Here is a 19682-nt window from a genome sequence, read left to right as displayed (position 1 = left end):
TGTCATGGCCCAGGTGAACAGGGTCGCCGCGCCGTGCCAGTTCAAACTCGCCCTGTCGAGAAATAGCCAAAGGGCCGTGTAAGCCAGCAGCACCAGGAATGCTGCCGGCCGAGAGGTCAACGTGCCAATTGAGGTGAGCACGCTCGTGATCGGGTGATTTGCCATCATCAAGAACTTTCGACTGCAACGCGGGTTCCCATTCTTGGGCCAAGCTCGCGAACGTGCTTGAAGGGTTTTGCCGCAAGCTGATCCGACATCTTGGGCGGCCACAGTTTTGGACGAAGCCGGAACTTGGCGACGATGGTCGGATGCGCTGGCGTGAAGGTGTCGTTCCACGGCAGATATGAAGCCTTCTTCATGTGTGGCGGAACCTTCGGCGTCGTGCAGCTTTACGTTCTTTAGGTGGAGATCATGAGGGGAGATGTAGCTCGTCTTCGCTGGCGTGGTGGTGTGCAGCACGCGGGCGAGCGCGCGGTGACACCACTCTGATGTCCGCGCGAAGAAATGGATCGCTAGCTTGCCGCCTTCGACCCGCGGACAGTCGTACCATCCTAATGGTCCGACACTCGGCGATTCTCGGAACGTGACTACTTCCAAGTGATGGGGCGAGGTATGGCACGCGATACAACCTGACCTGAGCTTTTGAGCCCGCTCGATATTAAGGAGGTAACCCCTTGCCAGGTGAGACGATACTGCCGAACAGATCAGGTTTCGATCTCTCCGTGTTGTTCAAGGTGCTGGAACGACGGGACGATCTCACGGCCCAAGACCGGGCAGTACTTAAGGACGGCCCCTGGCGCGTGCGTGACTACGAAGTCGACGACGAAATCGTCGTGGAGCACTCCGAACCCAAGGAGAGCTGCGTTATCGTCTCGGGGATCACGGGAAGAAATGTCACCTTCGCCGACGGCAGGCGTCAGATAACGGCCCTCCACATTCCAGGCGACTTCGTTGATCTGCATGCATTCCTGTTGCACGTTATGGACCACAACGTCGTTGCTTTGGCGCCAACTCGCATGGCGTTCATCGGGCATGATACGCTGCATCGGATCACTGAGACCCACCAGCATCTGTTCCGCGTGCTGACAACGGTATTGGCGGTGGATGCCGCCATTCAGAGGGTTTGGATCGCGTGCCTCGGGCGCCGGTCCGCAGAGGCCCACCTGGCGCACATCATTTGCGAGATGTTCCTGCGTATGGAGGTCGTCGGCTTGACCCGGGAATGGTCATTCGAATTTCCTGTCACGCAAAGCATGCTGGCGGATACGGTGGGGCTGTCGATTGTCCATCTCAATCGGACGCTTATGGCATTGCGCCGTGCTGGCCTTATCACCTGGCAGCGTAAGGTCGTGACCATCACGAACTGGGATCGCTTGGTGCGAGCCGCCGAGTTCGACGCGACTTATCTCAACCTTCGCAAAGAGCCGCGATAGAGACTTTTACTCGCGTGCTTCGTCACCTCCCAGCAGCAATGATGGCCCAAGCAATGGCGCACGGCACGCTCGGCTTGAGAGGCAGGTGGAGGACCCCAACGGGCAAATTGCCGACGCACTCCTCAACCACCTCGGCCCGTGCACAATCGTGCTAACGGATAGTGCTTCGGCCGCACGGCAGGCGATTTTCTTCAGGCTCCTCTGCTGCAATTGAACCTATCCGGGCGGCCCTCAAGCACGCGATCCGCGGTGTTCATGCATCTTGGGCTAAGGGATCTGATGCGTCTGGCGCCGATTAAAGCGGTCAGTTTGGAACTTTTCATCCCCACAAGCGTTCGAAGGGGCTTGTGGGGACGGGGTGCCAAATGAAGCAAGGGATTCTTCCTGCTCAAGTCGACGAGGTAGCCTCTCTCTCGGAGGTTCCCGATCCGATACTCACCAATGAGTTTGAGGATTTCTTCGAGAATGCCGCCATCGCACTTCACTTCGTCGGGAAAGATGGCACCATCCTGCGTGCCAATCGCGCGGAATTGCAAATGTTGGGATTCACGGCCGACGAATATGTAGGCCGCAACATTCGCGATTTCCACGCAGATCAGGTTGCTATTGGAGACATATTGGACCGCCTGTCCCGGCGGGAGGAACTTAAAAACCACCGCGCCCGGCTGCGTGCCAAAGATGGCTCGACCCGCTGGGTGGAGATAACCTCCAACGTTCGCGCATTGGGTGACCGCTTCCTCAATACCCGCTGCATCACCATCGATGTGACTGAAACGGTCAAGGCGCAGGAGCTTATCCGCGAACAGGAGCGGCGCCTTGCCATCACCTATGAGAACGCTGCCGCTGGTATTGTGGAAGCAAACGCCGAAGGCCAACTGCTGCGGGTAAATTCCCATCTGTGTGACCTTTTGGGCTACACGCAGGATGAGCTGATTGGACGATCGATTTTTGACCGCACCTTTCCCGCCGATGCTGAAGCAGATCGCGAGCAGTATCGACGGCAAGTGGCTGGCGAGATCGACAGCTACACACTTGAAAAGCGATTTGTTCGCAAGAATGGATCAGTTTTTTGGGCTGTTGTGAATTCGTCGAGCGTTCATGACTGCGACGGGTCATTTCGATACGCTGTACGTGTCCAGCACGATATCAGCGAGCGCAAGCGGGTTGAGGCGGCGCTTGCCAAACGTGCCGAGGAACAGGGTGCGATACATCGATTCACCGAAATGCTGCAGCATGCGCGCACGCAAGAGGATGTGTATGCGCCGGCGCTCGATGCAATCCAACGTGCGCTCCAATGCCAGCGTGCTTCGATATTGCTGTTGGATAAAAACGGGCGCATGAAGTTTGTGGCTTGGCGTGGCCTGTCCGACACTTACCGCGTAGCGGTGGAAGGACACTCGCCTTGGTCAGCGGAGAGCCAAGATCCGCAGCCGATCTGTGTTGACGATGCACACCAAGCGGATTTGCCGGAAGAATTGAAACAAGCGATCCAGACTGAGGGCATTGGTGCGGTCTACTTCATTCCGATCACACAAGGTGGACGGCTTCTGGGCAAATTCATGGCCTACTTCGACCAGCCTCAAGAGCACTCGGAACAGCAGATTGAAACGGGTCGGACCATCGCTCGTCAGCTCGGTTTCGGTATCGAACGCATAAAGGGCGAAATTGCTGCTCAAAGGCTGGCAGCAATCGTGGAGTCTTCCCATGACGCGATCGTCAGCAAGGATTTGAATGGGATCATTTTGACATGGAATCGCGGGGCTGAGCGCCTGTTCGGCTATTCGGCCTCGGAAGTGCTCGGCAAGCCGATCACGATCATCATCCCTCCGGATCGGCTGCAAGAGGAGCCGCTCATCCTGGGTCGAATACGCAAGGGCGAAATTGTCGATCATTTCGAAACAGTCCGGCGCCACAAGGATGGGTCGCTAGTGGACATTTCTCTGACTATATCGCCTGTCCGAGACGCAGCGGGCCGTATCGTTGGCGCCTCCAAAATTGCCCGGGATATAACTGCGCAGAAAATTGCGGAAGCAAAGGTGCGCGACAGTGAACGTCACCTTCAGGATCTTCTCGCGGCCATCCCTGCTGCAATCTACACGACCGATGAGCAAGGCAAGATCACCTATTTCAATGAGGCAGCGGTCGAACTCGCCGGCCGCACGCCGGTGATCGGCAGTGATGAATGGTGCGTCACCTGGAAGCTCTATTGGCCAGATGGAACGCCACTTCCTCACGACCAGTGTCCAATGGCTGTTTCCCTTCGTGAAGGGCGGCCGGTCCGGGGAGTTGAGGCGATTGCCGAGCGGCCGGACGGCACGCGGATTCCATTCATTCCCTATCCGACGCCGATGCGGGATGCAGCTGGAGCAATTGTCGGCGGCATCAACATGCTGGTCGACGTCAGCGAGCGCAAGCAAGCTGAGACACAACAGCGGATCCTGCTTAACGAACTCAACCATCGCGTTAAGAACAACATGATGATGTTGAAGTCCTTGCTTTCGGTAGCGGCCAGGACCAGTCAAAATTCGGAGGCTCGCAAGACGCTCGACGAGGCGAGCAAGCGAGTGGCAACCATGGCTGCGGCTCAACGTGTTCTCTACGACACCCCAGACGCATCCAATTTCAGCGCGCCACTTTTTCTCGGGGCCATTTGCGAAACGACAAAGCAGGTGTTTCCAGCGAACGTCCAACTCATTTGCGACGCCGATCCCATCCAGTTGCCCAACGATATCGCGATGCCGCTTGCGCTCATACTCAATGAGCTTTTGGTCAATGCCGTCAAACATGGATCTGCGGGCAAGGCAAGCATCATTCGGGTTGGGATCAAGCAGCACGGTCAAAAGCAGGTGTTGACGGTAGAGGATGAAGGTTCAGGTTTCGATCTGAGGGCGGTGCGTCCTTCCTCGTCAGGTTTGCGGTTGGTTGAGGGGTTGGCGCGACAGATTGGTGGGATTTTCGAAGTTGAGCGAGATCCGTCTCGTTGCATCGTGATTTTTTCTCAGGCTCCCGGGGAGAACGGCTTTGACCTTAAAAACGGCAATGTTTGAGACAGGCCGAACGGGGGAGTCGAACCAGCCATTCAGACCTCAGTTGGTTTTCTCCAGAGATGATGGGATTGGAGCAGAAGCGAGAATTTCCGGCAAACCATGCATCATGATCGTCGAAGACGACTACCTCATAGCCCTCGATGTCGAGGCTAGTCTTAGCGATGCCGGTTTTGTGTTGGCTGGGATAGCCAGCACAGCCGAGGAGGCGATCATAATTGCGCGCTCGGCTCAGCCTGCGATTGCCCTGATGGATATCCGCTTGCTTGGCAAGCGGGACGGAATTGACGCAGCGTTGGAACTCTACCGGGACTTCGGCATACGGTGCATCTTCGCAACCGCGCACGCTGACCGCGACGTAAAGCTTCGAGCCGAAGCGGCAAGACCACTCGGCTGGGTTCAGAAACCCTACTCTACGGCGATGCTCATCGAAGCCATCCAAAACGGTTTGCAGGAGCTCGACAACAAAGGCTGAGCGTCACAGCCGGCAGCCAGTGCTGGCGAAGCCCTGGCTTTGAAATTAACGGACGTAATCTTCGTTGCTATCGCGAATTGGTACGCTCCAAGCTGGCCGGCTGATCGATTGCGACTGTACGCATACAGACCACCGGATCCATTTTGCCTGGCCTGACAACCCAGGAGGCCTGGTATCAGGCCAATAGCATGGGCCTGCAATCATACCGGGTTTGGTTAGATACCATAGTGCCGACAAATCTCTCCGTCACTTCGACCGAAGTCCGGCTTCGGGCCGTGGCCATGGAACTGCCGAAGGGCATCGGCACACCACGGCAGCGCGATTGGCTACTCGGAGTATGTCGCAGGGATTTCCGATGTGAGCTTCTTCGGCGAAGCCGCCAAACGCTGTCTCGACATCGTGCACGCAAACACGCCCGCATGGAAGGACACCTTACGATGGACGTCGCAGAGTGGGTTAGCCAATCTCCCGACCGTCAATATCGGCCCGTGGTGGCGCGACTACCATAGATCGCTGGAGAGGCTGCACACCGGCTATGCGCGTTCGATGTCCTGCCCGTCTCTCGGCGATGTCTGCTCCAGGACTGCTCGCCCTCTTCCTGACCGGCGCTTTTTCGGTCGGCAGTTAGAGCTCGGGGCCGTTCGGCACGGAGCCGCTCTTCTTGAACGGATGCCATCGACGACCGCTTTCCAGACGCAAGCGAAGGTGCTCCCGCTGCCCGACCTGAACGTCGCGGACCGTCAGTCGGAAAGGACCGACGCATCCGGCTCGGCTGCTAGCCGAGCGTGCGAATCGGAACCAAAGTTTGAGGAGCAAGTTTGGCCGTGAACGCCGAAGTTTGGCACAACCATCCAAGGAAGGAGAAGCCGATGAAAGCGCAATGCGGGCCGGCGGCAGTTTGCCGCTGCTTTGGTTTTGTTGAGCTTGCCGGCGATGGCCCAGACGAGCGGGACACCGGACCTTAAGCTGCCAACGCAGCAGTCTGGATCCACGCCGCCCCCCGGCCCCACCGGACATATCGACGACCAGACGCGTGAAATGATGCGCCAGATGATAGACGAGATGTTGCAGGAAAAGCTGCAGGGAGATGGCGGTCCCGAAGGAGGACCTCCGCACCGCAAAGGTTGGCACCGGGACATCGCACAAGGGCCTCGCGAGGCGGGCAGGATATCTCGAAAGGCTGATCGCATGGGGCCCCGCATGATGTACTTTGCCCGTATGCAAATAATGTTTGCGATAATGGACGCCGACGGCGATGGAGCCCTTTCGCACAGCGAGATCCAGGATGTGATCGGGCGGATATTTGACGCCGTCGACGAGAACGGCGATGGCAGGATTGACCTCGAGGAGATTCAATCCTTCTCACAGGGTCGTGGAGGTGGAGACATGCAGTAGCGCCCAAAGGGGCGCCTGGCTCCTGTTCCTGGCCGCCATACTCGCCCGACCTCAACCCGATCGAGATGGCCTACTCAAAACTCAAGGCGCACCTGCGAAAGAAGGCGGCCAGAACCTTCGACACGCTTTGCGAGGCTCTCGGCGATATCTGCCACCTGTTCGAGCCAGCCGAATGCAGAAACTTCTTCAAAGCGGCCGGATATGAGGCCGATTAATCGCGACACGCTTGAGGCAGAAAAATTGCGCGGGCGCCAAAGCTGTCCGGTCTCGGCCCGCCAAGTCCCGGGAACATGGCCGCGAAGAGGACCATTTGTTCACCTGACCTGCGGCGGGAGGTGGCCATGCGCGGCCTGCGGCAGCTCTCTTTTGGCATGAGAAGCCCGGTCACAGGTGCTTGAACCGCGAGCGGCAAGGACGGCTGATCAGGCGATGAGGCGGAGAGATTCGGACGTTCCCCTCAATCCGCCATGCCGGCCTCATGGGGTACTATTGCGTCGAGGATTGCGTTGTACAAACTGACGGTATCTTCCTCGATTTCTGTGCTGCTGATGCCAGCCGCTTTCGCATCCGAAAAAAGCTTCTGGGTGAGTTGGGCAACCGAGGTGACATCCGCCCCGACTGTTTCCGGGACGTTGCTTGATATCCATTTGTGAAGGAAGTTGGTTCCACGCGTGCTCATCGAGAAAACAACCACCAGATGAACAGCGCGCAAGCCCCAACCACAACCGCTGAGACCGCTATCAAAATGCCCCTGCCGTTCTGCCATCCGGGCGGCGGCGGAGGCACCACCTTTTCAGGCTTGGTTCGATCGTCCATTCCGCAACAAGCTGCGGGGAGATCTTAGGTTCCGCTAATCCCGTTTCGCGGAAAATAACTTGCCATGGCTGCCACACATTCAATTTTTCACTCCAGCGAAAGAACCGCCTTTTTCAGCCTTCGGCTCCGACCTGCAGGAGGTGCTAAGGCCGGGTCAGTGAGAACAGCACGCCTGGCGATTTGCTCGCGTCGGCATACCGGCGATTTCTGGCCGCGAACCGCGTATTGCTTGAACACCTGACGTCCCTAGTTGCGGTCTCTCAAAAACCTCGCCTCCCGCAGCAATGAATTCCAATCGGGGCCGATGAGCTTGATCAGGTCACGCGCCTGGCGTTCCGAGATGCCGACTTCTTTAGCCAGCCGCCGAGCAAGAAGCCGCATGCCCTCGTCTTCGCGTTCGCTGCCGTCATCTTCCATCGAAACCTCCTACGGCCGAACGTGGCAGCGCTGGTTTGGTTTCGCCAGGCAAAAAAAACCGCCGGCCGGAGCAAGCGGGCGGATTGTATTGACGAATTTGGGCCGCCCTTCTTGACGAGACGCATCACCGCCACAGAACTACCAAATGACTTCAAGGATCGACGCAACTCGCGACCTAATGCTTTCGGATACCGCCGACCTAGTTGCTGCTGCAAGTGCGGCCCGGGAACTCTATGGCCCAGACGCGGCAACGGCAGTGGTCTACTGCGCCATGGAAGCACATTTCGCTGGGCGGACGGCCGATTTTCTTTTCTGGTTTGATGTTTTTCGCGACCTGATTAAGCCCAAAGCTCAATGAAGCGGCGTGAATAAAGGGCGAGGTAGGAGGCCGTTTGACCGCGCGTCCTGGCCGTCTGGAATCCGTTTGGAGAACGGCAAGGACATACTCCTGGAACTGATTGGGAATGGCCGAAGGAGCCGCGCTCGCTGGCAGCGAAGGCATCCCCCGATGAGAAGTAGCGCGGCCAACACGAAGCTCTATCGCCGCGCATCACCCGACCTGACGCCAGAACATGGACGGCGTGCCATCGATGCCCGCGGATTAACTATCGAACTACGCGGATTATTGTCGGATCAGAAGCAATGACCGCCAGAACCTGCTCGTTGCAAAAGAGGCGAAAGGCTGCCGCCTACGCAAACTGAGGAGCCCTGCAATCTGGTCGACGCCGATTACATCACGGCGCAAGCGGGGTGGCGCGAACCCGCACACTCGGATGCGGCTAGAGTTCCGGGTTTTCGGCAATTTGCTGGCGGATATCGGGAAAGGCATTGAAAAGGGCCCAGCGTCCCCGTCTGGAGATGCCAGAAGCTCTTTTATAGACGCGGGTGGACGCCCGCATTGCCACAGCCCGGCCCTGTTCAGCCTGTCGTGGGTCCACTGAGGAAAACCGCCACCCGCGCTGGATCCGGTGATCCCAATTGCCGGCAAACTGGTCGATAGGGTTAAAGCTATGGCGCAGCATTGTTGGATATCGCCCGCCGATTTAACCCGGGCCGCGTCTGACACTTAGCTGACTGCGCGCAGGCGCCGAGACCGAACAAAGAGTTGTAGTCCCTCGGAATCCAACGCATGGCCGAAGGCATAGCCTTGCAGTATGTCGCAGCCCAAATCTCCAAGCATCCGTGCGTGCTGCATCGTCTCGACACCTTCTGCTATAATCTCGATACCCAGGGACTTGCCGATCTCAATGATCGACGACACAACCTGCCTTCGTTGCGGAGATTTGACGATTGGAATGATCAGCTGCCGATCTATTTTCAACCGGCGGGGCTGTAGCTTGAGCAGGCTGACTATAGAGGCATAGCCCGTGCCGAAATCATCTATCTCTATATCGATGCCGAGTTCCTTTATTTGATTGACGTTCCATGCAATCAAATCATCGCTGCCATCCAGGAAAATAGACTCAACAAGCTCGAACGAAACCGTTCCCTTTTTGATATCTAATTTCCTTAAGCTCTTTATGAGTTCTTCGTCATGAAGACGTCGCGCGGAAACGTTGACCGATACCCGTGGTATATGGAGATTTGCATTGGACCACTTTGCAAAATCTGAAAGTGATTGATTCAGTATGGATCGATCGATCATCGAGACGACATTTAACTCGTCGGCAATCCTTAGGAAGGCATCCGGCGCTAAAATTCCCCGCTTTGGGTGTCTCCATCGCGCAAGCGCCTCGACGCCGACGATTTCGAGGGTTTTTGCATTAAATTGAGGCTGGTAGAAGGCTATGAACTCATTGCGCTCCAGGCCGCCGAGAACTTCGTCGGCAATCCGCTTCGTGTCGACGATCTCGCTTTGCATCACCTCGGTGAAGAAATCATATCGGTTGCGCCCACGCGTCTTTGCCTGGTAAAGCGCGATGTCGGCATTCACCAGCAGATGCTTGCCTTCGATGTCATTGTCGTTCTCGACTGCAATCCCCACGCTAGCACCAAAGCGGCAGCGGTGGCCGTGGTAGTAAACAGGTTCGCTCATCTTGCTGATGATGTCGTCAGCCAGCAGCCCCAGTTGCTTAGTATGCTGCACAGTGCACAGGACCACGAATTCGTCGCCGCCAATACGAGCGACGAAGCCGCCCTCCCCTACCTTGGATCGCAGCACGGTAGATGCGTGAACCAGCATCGCGTCACCCGCGGCGTGGCCAAGTGTATCATTGATGTGCTTGAACCGATCGAGGTCGATGTGAAGCAGGCCCACATGACCGCAGTCTCGCCTAGCTTTTGCTACGAAGTCTTTCAGTACCTGGTCGAGGTAACGACGGTTGGGCAAACCCGTCAGAGAGTCGTGAAGTGCGATATGCTCTATGCGCGCCTTGGCAGACTCGAGTTCTGCATTTTTCGTCTCCGACAGCTGTTTTGCGCGAACCAGGTCGCTGTTGAGCAGGACGTCGGCCGTTACATCCCATTCCGCGCCAATCATCTTGGGCGTCTCGTTTGGGGCTTGGTATATGGTGGCCTTGGATCGGACGTAACGAATTTCACCACCTGGACGGACAATCCGGTACTCCGACGAATATGTTCCGCCGCTGGCCACAGCACTGTTGAAATCTGCGTTGGCGCGGGCCAGATCCAGGGGGTGAATTGCGCCCGCCCAATCCGAATAGCCGCGAGGACCTCCATCGCTGGGCTTGCCATATATTTCGTTCACGCGATCATCCCACGACAGGTCATTGGTCGCGAGATCATGTTCCCAAACGCCAATGGCTGACGCCTCCAGAGCAAGTTCTAGGCGTCGGGACAATCGACGCAGTTCCGTATAATTGCGCTGCCTTTCACTAAGCAGCCGACCTGCTACCAGGAATGGGATCAGGATCAGCGCCCCGGCCGCGGCCATGATGGTACGCAAGAGCCAAGCGTTGCTGGGGGTCGAAGGCCAGCCGTTTTTGGGGACGGCTGCGATCTGCCACGAACCGGACGGAAGCAGAACTTCGGCCGTCACCGGATTGCTTTTGCGGATGTCTGCAGAGCCAAAAAATTGAACTCCGCTTGGGCCAAGGGCATCTTTCCCTATGAGCGCGATATCAATCCCGAGATCATCGTCAAACAGGCCGCTCGCCTTGTAAAGGCGCTGCACATCGACGACCGCGGATATGATGCCCCAAAATCTTTCACTGTTGCCCGCACTCGACACGAAAACCGGAAAACGGCCGATGAAGCCCTGGCCTCCTTGCTTCAGGTCGACGGGGCCGGCAAGAATCAACTTGCGCTCGTCTCGCGCCCTTAGCGCGGCCTTGCGTTGCCAATCATCCTTGCGGTAGTCGAGGCCCATCGCCTTCTCGTTGCCCTTCAGCGGATACAACAAGGAAACGACCAGATCGGGCGCGCCGGCAATGTTGTTCAATTGTGAGTTTTCGCTGAACAGGTTTCTCGCGAGAGAAGCAAAGCGTTGCTGTCCCATATAGGGTTCCGTCACGACCGTCGCGACCAGTCCATGCACAAGTTGGAGGTTTCCGCTGATGTTACCTTCTAGCTTGGCGCGAATTAGATTTACCTTGACCAGGACATCCGCGCGGGCGGCTTGGTCCGAAACGATTTTGTTTTGATGGTCCGCATACGCTGCGCTGATGGCAATAACCAAGACCGCCATGGCGGCCGGAATATTCACCGAAGAAAAAACGGCATCCTTCATCCCGCCGAACCTAGCGCCGAAAAGGGGCAATGGGGTCGAACTCCCTGTGTGGTTCCGGTGTTCGGATGGACTCGTGCTACAATACTAGCGTTGATTGCTTAATTTTAGACTTCACACTTCTGAAAACTTTGCACTTCCGACGGTGATGTCATCTCGGGTCGACGCCGGTCCCCTCGACGTTTTCACGCTGCCGACGACACCGATGACAACACTGATATTGATGGGAATCGTCGACAAGCGACTTCGTCACCTGCCCTGACCGCAATCAGAGAAGACAGGCGAAACGGCTACAAACGGCACGAACCTGGGCTGCTGCCAACCCCTTACAAGCCGCGCTACACGGCGCGGCTGGCCTATACGCAAGATTTAGAAACGGCTACGCTCAAGCTGAGGGCGTTCGCCTAGCAAACCAGATCGCCGTCGAAAGCCCGACCAGCCGGTGCTCGGCAGGCGGGTGCCTTCGACTGCGCGTCGTAGCAAGAGCCCTGTGCTCGGAAAGAATCCTGATCGCAGGCGACAGTCGTTTAAGCGGGATCATACCGTCACATGGATTTAGGAGCAGCGAGATATGGGATCATACCGACGCTCCGCTTCGTCGCGCCGATGGAATAGGCCATCGGAATCCTGGGAGAGTTCTTTGGCAAGCCGTACATATTCTTGCCGGCCCTCACCGCAAATGAAAAGTGCTGCCACGAAACCGTGTCATGCTCATTCAGAAAATCGAGCGTGAGCCCAGCTGAAATCAGGGCGTTCACGACATCGCTGATGGGATGAATCCACTCATAGTAGCGAGGATGCTTCAAGCGCCGGTCGTCGCCGGTATAGGTAAGTTCCTCGTTCCAGGCGAGCGGCTGAGCTATGGGTGTTCGCCAGTCGTGCTTCAACTCGAGTGCCGCGGCCTTGCGATCACACTGGAACATTAACGGATGGCCCTCAGCCATATAGAGCCGACCGCCGGGTCGCAGGAGATCGGCAACCACTCGCGCCCACCGGCCCACGTCGTCGAGCCAGTTTACCGAACCCCAAGTCACGTAAGCGACGTCAAAGGTCCGGCCAAGCGCTTCGACTGCCTCGAATAGCGGCGCTTCCACGAAGCGCACATCAGTGCCTGCCTTGGAAGCGAAATCCCGCGCAGCGGCGATGGCAGTCGGTGAAAAGTCGAGGCCGGTCACGCTGCGCGCGCCGAGATTTTTCAAGCTGATCGTGTCGAGCCCAATGTGACATTGTAGATGGATGATATCCTTGCCGACAATATTACCGAGCTCGCTCGTCTCAAGCTCATAGAGATTGGATCCCCCTGCCAGCACGTTTTCGATCTGGTAGCTGCCCGTTGTGTCAGTCGAATGCAGTTCGGCCCGATCATCCCAATTAAGGCGGTTCGTACCCAGAAACGATTCCACACCCCCTCCGATCGTCAGCGCTTGCTGATGCTTGGTAAACAAATGCTTAATATCTTTGCAGCGAAAGGGCCGTGCGTCAATCTGAGGTCGGCGGACGATGTGCCAGTTCGCGAAGCCTATAATCGCGGAGACAGCGGCGGGGTCTGAGGGAAGGTGTAGGTTGCTCGAACTGAGTTGATGATGATGCAGGCAGTTGCCGACCGCTCGCCTGGCAGTAGTTCTGCAAGCTCGGAAGAGAGCGCCAGCTGCATGCTTAACGAGGGAACAGTTTCCGCTCGTCTGCGACGACCCGCGCGGACCTGATCGGATCGGGTCGGTTTGCCTCATCAACAGCCCATCTGAGTGCCCCTCATGCCAACGAGCATCACATGATCGATTTCGGCAAGTCGGCAACGGAAGTGCTCGGATCTGAACGGGCAGCGTAGGCACGGTTCTCGCCGCCCGTCGATCAGCCCACGCTACCAGAGCTCCAACGGCGATCGCGGTTTACAGCATCGTTAACTCGCCATCGACCACGTATTGCCTGCCGGTCACATCTGCAGCAGCATCCGACAGCAGGAACCACGCGAAGGCTGCGGTCTTCGCCTTCTGGGGGGCCGAGAAAGTCGGCAGCATCCCCGGAACTTGCACTCAGCATGTCGTCTCGGGAACACGAACCCCGGTTCCGCAACGCGAGCCCAGTTCGTCCCCGCGGCTACCAACCTCTACCCTGGCACGCCCCACGGCGGCATGCGCATCCCCTGAAACCTATGGTGCTCGGAGGTTCGGCATCGCAGTTGGGGAATTGAATATTGCCAAGTGAAAGGTCGTGCCGATCTGCCGGGTCGCGGGTGCCGAGGGTGCCACATCTCTTAGATAGAGAGGTCGATCCAGGCGGCTGCAACCGCGGTCTGCTAGTGGCGTCCGTCAAGAACCATGCGAGGCATGGCCGGGCCTCGCCTTGATTCCCGAGCCCGCCTCGCCATTTTGTACCTGCGTCGTGCCCTGACTTCATCCTCCGCTTGCTTGCGCGATATCTCCACCGTACCGAGCAGCATCTTTTCTGGCATGCGATTGTCGTTTGAATTTCGAGTGGCCGCCATATTGGTTCTCCGTTGTGGAAGCCGAACTTCGACTTGGCGGAAGTGTTCCCTGCGGCGCGGGATCGATGCCTCGGGAGCACTAGTTGACCACCGACGAACAAGATCGGGAAACAGAGCCGCGACGTGGCTGGTGGCGGCAGATCCAGGGCGGGCATATCATAGTTAAATGACGGCGCAGGAGCAGGATGCGATGGGGGTGCTCAGCGGCTCCCCTTAAGCTGCTGAACAAAGGCATCGGCTTGCGGAGGACCACAGCATGCGCATGCATCATCCAGCAGACATCGCCATTTATCCAACCGATCTCGAACTGCTGCAGCGGGTTCTTATCCAGTATTGTTCAGAGAGACGGTGCAGTTTGGATTCCGCCATGGCCAACGACGCAGCATGTGAGCTGATGGCGCTGTTTCAGGCCGGCATCGAGGACGAAGGCGAACTCGAACGCATCATTTCCCGTCATGACATGCCGCTTCGGATGGTGGGGTAGGTGCCCTCCTGCCCGTGTAGTGGGCATGCTGTAGGGTCCAGGCTGCACCGCGCGGCTGGCAGGCTTATCCCACCCGCCCCCGCAACAAGGGCGCCGGCCACCTTGGCTCGGCACGGGTGCGAGCAAATTGTTTGCTAAGAACAGCCATACATCGAGCCTCGGTACCGGGTAGCCTCAATCCATAGTGCGAGGGCAATAGCTGGCGACCGCCCCTTAACTTCCAAATCGCGACCTCGATAGCCGCCAGCCGCGATCCATACTGTCTTTGAACGCTGGTAGATTGTAACGCCCCGTGCGCTCGCCCAAGCGCACAGGTCTGCAAAGTCTCGCTTCATGATTTCCCCACACGCAGCAATCGGAACGCTATAAACTGCGAAGGTGGAGGTATGTTCCACGATGCTAAAAAAGCCCGCCACCTTTCGGCGGCGGGCAATCAGCGGGAACACAGCACTGAATGGGAACAGTGCGAGGGTCCAACATCGCCAGCTCGAAATCGTTCCATGCTTCGGCAGGGATCATATAGCGGTTGCTTGACGAACTTGCCGACGTTCGCCGGAAGTCAAGAATGCCGCTGCGCTCCGCGCGCTTTCCTAGCGGATGAAAGCATAACCGCTAGGCTGCTATGCCAATGACGAGCCCCTTGCGCCGCAGATCGTCGATCTCTGCTTCATGTCTTGGCCGACGCGTTCATTTGCCCTGGCGTTGCCTATTCCACGCCTTGCTCCGACTCAACGCCGATTGCGTCGCCGTCACATAGACCGCACCATGATCCCAATTGTTCGTCTTGTGGGGAGCTTTGACGATGGCCTCTCGGTTATCCCTGTCTTTGTCCTTGCGGGCGCAGGTCTCGGTATATCGGGCGTGAACAGGTGTGAGGCCTGTCGCGTCCGCCAGATCCACTTGGGTAATCGGGAATTCAAAATTCTCGTCAACAATGTCGCCGAAAGCCCGCATGCGCACGAAAATTTCATATATCAGAAATCCAATGCGCGAAAAGGCGTCGCGCCTTCCCTCATCGATAATGCGTTCGCGCAACAGCCCTTCATCCTGAAGCGTGTTCCACCAGAAGGCGAGCGCGATACTAGGGCGGTCGAGAAGCAGTTCCTTCATGCGGGTGCCTGAGATCGGCAAGGCCGGCGTTAAGGGGCACGCAGTGACGAAGCAGGACCTGAAGTTCAGCCAGCGAGATTCGCCGAACAACTTTTCGCGACGAGAGAGGGGGCTGGCAACCCTCCACGGCGGCAGTGCCTACTTGCGGATGATCCAGTTTATCAAGGCGGGTTCGATCTGTTTGCGGTCGGTAAATTCCACGATCAGGCTTGTAGCCAGATCGCGCCATTTGTCTTCCGGCACTTTGGTTTCCAAAACCAGTTTTTTGAACACTTCGCGCAGAATGTCGCAATCAAATGCGGAGATGTCGCTCGGTGCCTTTGCCGCCTGCCCGATAAATTCGGAGCACGATCCCGGCTGGCGATCTTTCTGCTGCTCATGAAGGCGCTTCAAGAGTTGGCGCGAGGCTTCGACGGCCTTCCGGGAAAAGCTCAGGCTCCGGTGAAGTTCGTCAATCTCCAGTCCGGTACGCCGAACACTCAACCGCGCAGCCTCGACCAGCATTCGAGTGGTATCTGTTTGCGTGGCCATCATCGCCATTCCTCCCCAGCGATGTTTGTCCAATCTAGGCACATTTGATGGGTCACTTCAATGCCGACGCCGGCGGAATTCTTGGGTGCCGGCCTGTAGGATCTTAAGGACCAGCCGTTCTTCGTCAGCCATGTCGCTTGGCAGTCAGCCATTCAGAGCGGGGCCGATTGTATGGACGGGCAGCATGATCACCATCGAGCCTGTCGTTTGGGCTACAACGGCTTGCCGAAAACAAGGAACACTCACCAAAACCGCTGCGAACACAAATCATGTACCAGGCTGCCGGCCAAGCCACCATATTAGTACCCGCCACATGAAGCGGGTACTCAATCGACCGGCGATGAAGGGACTGGTGATCGGCGGTCGCCTTACTAATGTGACCTCGCCTGCGTTGTTTCACGCTTCAGACCCTTTGCGCTTCGGAATCAGACTTTGGTCGGGTTTGGGCGGTCCGATTCAAACCACCTGGCAAGGCGCGCCAGATGTCGACCCCAGGCGGTCACGAGCGATGCCACAGCTATCGCGATTCTGGCGACCTAAAGGCGCCAATCCCCACAAGTTTCCGACGACAAGGCTATCACGTTACGAAAATCCCCGTTCAGCCCGAACCCGAACGGGGCGTGCATATTTGCTGCCACGCCAACCTGGCAATGGATTTGAATGGCAAGCCAAACCATACCGAGGACGGTCAGCGTGCGCGAGACGCCGTCCTGAATTCATGCAAGCCAGAGAAGTGGTCAGCGTCGTGAAGCGGCCGGCCTAGCGTACGTCTCCGAAAGCGGGCCTCGGCTTTACGTGTTCGCCAGACGAATGGCGGCGACCGATAGCGGCGGCAGCGCAATTTTGAGGACCAAGCTACCGGCCTCGCTCTTGCTCGCGACCGGCTCGCTGCGAAGCTCCGAAAGATGTTTGAGTCTATCCACGGTCGGCGCGTCGAGATATTCGGGTTTGCCCATTTCTTCCCAGCGGCGCTTGGCGTTGGCGTGCTCGGCGTCGATGCGTTGCACGCAAGCCGTGGTCGCAGTCGACGCGGCTTTCAGCGTGAACAACACCTCCTCGGTCTTGATCGGATGGCGCGGCAGGGCGAAATTCGTCAGTATCAGCGTAGACGCGCCGTCGCCGCGGACGAACCAGGCGTCGACCGTCTCGTGAGCGCCCTCGACCGGCAGCATCTCGGTGCCAGCGCCATGCAGCAATTGAAAGGCACGATAGGCCGGCTTGGCGATGCCGTGGATGTTCAACAGTCCGAACCCGCCCTGGAAGGGCAGCGAGGGAAAATAATTCTCCTCGAAAATATCGGAGAAGGTCCAGTAGCTGTATCCCTCAACCAGTCCGTTCGCTTCCAGAACGGTCTTGACGATGAACGCGGCGGCATAAGGGTCGTCATGCAAGGGATCGCGCGGGTTCGAGGAGGTGCACCATTCGGTATAATAGAGGGGCACGTCGCCCGCTTGCTTGCGCGCGCCTCGCGCCTCGTCGCGCAGGGCGCTGCGTTTGCTGGCGGCGAGCTGCGCTTCGGTGTCGTCGCCTGGTTGGCCGAAATCGTCCGTCGGGTAATGGTGCGTGCTGACGAAATCGGCGGGCAGGTCGCCGGTCCGGCAGAAATTCAGGAAATCCTCGATCCACGCGTTATCGGCCGTCGCCGGACCGCCGACCCGCAACAGCTTATCGACGCCTTTGATGGCTTCGGCGGTATAGCGATAAAGCTCGAAATAGTCGCTTTGCTTGCCGCTGCCGAAGGCGGTCAGGTTCGGCTCGTTCCAGACCTCGAAGAACCATTGGCGCACCTCGTCCAGGCCGTAGCGGCCCACCCAGTGGCTCACCAGTTTGCGGATTAGCACCGCCCATTGCGCGTAGTCCTTCGGCGGCGTGACATTGGCGCGGTAGTGAAAGGCGGTCTTGTCGCCGGACGCCAGGGCGACGGGCATGAAGCTCAATTCGACGAACGGCCTCATACCGATCGAGCGCAGATAATCGAAGATGAGATCGGCGTTGAAGAACGAATAGAACAATGTGTTGCCCTCGCCGATCAGCGTGCCCATCTCGTCGCACAATATGCCGTGGAAGCGGACATAGCGCATGCCGAGCTCATCATGCGTCCGCTTCAGTTGCGCCTGCCAGTCTGCGCGCAGGCCGAGCGTGGCGTGCCCACTGCCGATCGTGTGTTCCCAGAAATGCGGCAGTTCCGTCGCCAGTCCGTTCAGGTCACATGAAAATGTCGCCGTCATGTAAGCCGCTCCTATCCGCCACACGACGCGCGTTGGCGATGATTGTCAGTGTGGGATTGACCACCGCGATCGAGGGAAGAAGCTCGCATCGCCGACCGCCGTCCATTCCGATCAGCCGTTGGTCGAAAAGCCAGGAAAGAGCGTCATGCCGCCATCGACGAAAAGCGTGGTACCGACAACGTAGTCGGAATCGTCGGACGCCAGCCAGACGGCTGCCCGCGCGATGTCTTCCGGCAGGCCGATCCGCCCATACGGAATCAGCGTCAGCAGGCCCTTGAGCGCTTCGGGCGTATCCCAGGCGGAGGTATTGATGGGCGTGCGTATCGCACCGGGCGCGATGGCGTTGACGCGGATGCGTCTGGGGGCCAGCTCCTGCGCCATGCTTTCCATGAGCAGCTTGATGCCGCCCTTGGAGGTGGCGTAGTTCGCATGGCCTGCCCACGGGATTTCCTGGTGCACCGAACTCATGCAGATGATCTTGCCGGCCGCGCACGAGACGGACGGCACCACGCCGCGCCGCAGGAACTCGCGTGTCGCAGCCTGGGCGCAAAGGAACTGGCCGGTCAGATTGACGCCGAGAACGTTAGTCCAGGTCGCCAAAGGCATGTCAGCAAACGCCGAGTCGCGTTGCAGGCCGGCATTGGCGACAAGGATGTCGATGGTGCCGAACTCGCGCATCGTGCGCTCGAACATGTCTCGAACCTGGTCTTCCATCGAGACATCGGCCATGTGGGCGATCGCCTTGCTGCCGGCCCGATGGATCTGGTCCACGACGGCGTTCGCGGCGTTCTCGTTTTCGACATAGTTCACCACCACGTCGGCGCCCGCCCGGCCAAGCGCAACGGCAACGCTCTCGCCGATGCCTGAATTAGCCCCCGTTACGATGGCTTTCTGCCGCGCCAGAGGCTTGTGATCGGACATGGAGAACTCATTCGAAAAGAAGCTCGCCTGGAACTAAAATTATCGCCACTGCCAGGTCAGCCGGCTCCCATGAAACGCAACCGCGGACCAAAAGGTCCGGCTGGCGCCATTACAATGCGGTAACGCGCAGGAACATGAATGTGATCGCGGCTTGCGAACCAATCCAACGCTCCAATGTAAGACTGAGTCGGGAGCGCGCCGAGCGCGCACTTCAGCCGGAGCCCGAAGAAAGCATCCGACGCCCGCTATCCTCGCCACGTTCCCTGTGCGCTGCCTGTTGGGCGTGTTGTTTCTGTCTTTCAGCGCGCCGGACAAGGTGCTGAAGTTCAAGCGGGCGATCGATCAGACGGCGAAACTTGTCTTGGCATCGACCATTCGGCGACCGCCGTTTCCAGCAGCGCCGGGAGCGTCACGCTCTACGAGAACCTCGGCCTGTCGTGCCAGCCCGTTCCTTCAGCCTGGGCGCCACCCCGTTTGCTCGGTGTGAACCGTCCTTCTCATCCTCAACCCTCCTGTAGCTCCCGCAAAGCTCTCCGTCTTTTCGATCCAGCGAAGACCGCTCGGACCCAAAGCCGCCTCGTGAGGCAATCTTCCTGGCCGCACAACCGCGTCTTGTGGTATGAACAAGAACATCATCGGTTTCCAATCTGACAGTCGG

General features: G+C 58.1%; 14 protein-coding genes and 1 pseudogene. 7 read left to right on the top strand and 8 right to left on the bottom strand.

Translation table 11 applies throughout. The annotated features are described in order from the left end of the window. The first annotated feature begins 674 nt into the window (after positions 1 to 674). The 5 genes and pseudogenes from FJ443_RS27290 to FJ443_RS27270 all read left to right on the top strand — a co-directional run. A complete protein-coding gene (locus tag FJ443_RS27290; protein ID WP_224656184.1) occupies positions 675 to 1433 on the top strand; it encodes a Crp/Fnr family transcriptional regulator in 759 nt (252 codons plus the stop codon). A gap of 365 nt (positions 1434 to 1798) precedes the next feature. Further along, positions 1799 to 4480, top strand: coding sequence for a PAS domain S-box protein (locus tag FJ443_RS27285; protein ID WP_140523372.1), 2682 nt, complete (start codon positions 1799 to 1801; stop codon positions 4478 to 4480). Continuing rightward, entirely contained in the window at positions 4455 to 4952 is a 498-nt protein-coding gene (locus FJ443_RS27280; protein ID WP_224702955.1) for a response regulator, read from the top strand. Before FJ443_RS27285 ends, FJ443_RS27280 begins: the two co-directional genes overlap by 26 nt. 1038 nt (positions 4953 to 5990) lie before the next feature. After that, complete coding sequence (locus tag FJ443_RS27275) at positions 5991 to 6347, top strand: EF-hand domain-containing protein (RefSeq protein ID WP_224656186.1); 357 nt, start codon at positions 5991 to 5993, stop codon at positions 6345 to 6347. A gap of 16 nt (positions 6348 to 6363) precedes the next feature. After that, positions 6364 to 6562: pseudogene (locus tag FJ443_RS27270) on the top strand (transposase); the annotation flags it as partial. 242 nt (positions 6563 to 6804) lie between these two features. On the opposite strand, the gene FJ443_RS27265 reads toward FJ443_RS27270, so the two are convergent. Continuing rightward, positions 6805 to 7026 carry a DUF768 domain-containing protein gene (locus FJ443_RS27265; RefSeq protein ID WP_140523490.1) on the bottom strand — a complete coding sequence of 74 codons (222 nt, stop codon included), beginning with the start codon at positions 7024 to 7026 and terminating at the stop codon, positions 6805 to 6807. 383 nt (positions 7027 to 7409) lie between these two features. Then, positions 7410 to 7580, bottom strand: coding sequence for a hypothetical protein (locus FJ443_RS31340; RefSeq protein ID WP_181165432.1), 171 nt, complete (start codon positions 7578 to 7580; stop codon positions 7410 to 7412). A 145-nt stretch (positions 7581 to 7725) separates the two neighbouring features. On the opposite strand from FJ443_RS31340, the gene FJ443_RS27260 reads away from it, so the two are divergent. After that, the gene (locus FJ443_RS27260) at positions 7726 to 7938 is read left to right on the top strand and encodes a hypothetical protein (protein ID WP_224646616.1); all 213 of its coding nucleotides are present in this window, start codon (positions 7726 to 7728) and stop codon (positions 7936 to 7938) included. Between the two features lie 708 nt (positions 7939 to 8646). Here FJ443_RS27260 and FJ443_RS27255 read toward each other — a convergent pair. Both FJ443_RS27255 and FJ443_RS27250 read right to left on the bottom strand, forming a co-directional pair. Then, complete coding sequence (locus tag FJ443_RS27255) at positions 8647 to 11268, bottom strand: EAL domain-containing protein (protein WP_224656188.1); 2622 nt, start codon at positions 11266 to 11268, stop codon at positions 8647 to 8649. 542 nt (positions 11269 to 11810) lie between these two features. Continuing rightward, positions 11811 to 12710 (bottom strand): class I SAM-dependent methyltransferase, encoded by a 900-nt coding sequence (locus FJ443_RS27250; protein WP_224656190.1) that lies wholly within the window; start codon positions 12708 to 12710, stop codon positions 11811 to 11813. A 1296-nt stretch (positions 12711 to 14006) separates the two neighbouring features. On the opposite strand from FJ443_RS27250, the gene FJ443_RS27245 reads away from it, so the two are divergent. Then, complete coding sequence (locus tag FJ443_RS27245; RefSeq protein WP_140499490.1) at positions 14007 to 14234, top strand: hypothetical protein; 228 nt, start codon at positions 14007 to 14009, stop codon at positions 14232 to 14234. Positions 14235 to 14921: 687 nt separating this feature from the next. Here the strand turns inward: FJ443_RS27245 and FJ443_RS27240 are convergent. The 4 genes from FJ443_RS27240 to FJ443_RS27225 all read right to left on the bottom strand — a co-directional run bounded on the left by FJ443_RS27240 (position 14922) and on the right by FJ443_RS27225 (position 19024). Beyond that, the gene (locus tag FJ443_RS27240) at positions 14922 to 15344 is read right to left on the bottom strand and encodes a hypothetical protein (RefSeq protein ID WP_140499492.1); all 423 of its coding nucleotides are present in this window, start codon (positions 15342 to 15344) and stop codon (positions 14922 to 14924) included. Between the two features lie 138 nt (positions 15345 to 15482). Further along, positions 15483 to 15878: a hypothetical protein gene (locus FJ443_RS27235; RefSeq protein ID WP_140499494.1), complete on the bottom strand. Its 396-nt coding sequence runs from the start codon at positions 15876 to 15878 to the stop codon at positions 15483 to 15485. A 788-nt stretch (positions 15879 to 16666) separates the two neighbouring features. Then, positions 16667 to 18103 carry a glycosyl hydrolase gene (locus FJ443_RS27230; RefSeq protein WP_140499496.1) on the bottom strand — a complete coding sequence of 479 codons (1437 nt, stop codon included), beginning with the start codon at positions 18101 to 18103 and terminating at the stop codon, positions 16667 to 16669. 111 nt (positions 18104 to 18214) lie between these two features. Further along, a complete protein-coding gene (locus tag FJ443_RS27225; protein WP_140523363.1) occupies positions 18215 to 19024 on the bottom strand; it encodes an SDR family oxidoreductase in 810 nt (269 codons plus the stop codon). Positions 19025 to 19682: the final 658 nt, after the last annotated feature.

The sequence above is a fragment of the Mesorhizobium sp. B2-6-1 genome, from assembly GCF_006440475.1.
Classification (GTDB): Bacteria; Pseudomonadota; Alphaproteobacteria; order Rhizobiales; family Rhizobiaceae; genus Mesorhizobium.
The sequence above is the reverse complement of the archived record's forward strand: the minus strand, read 5'-3'. Positions and strand labels throughout refer to the sequence as shown.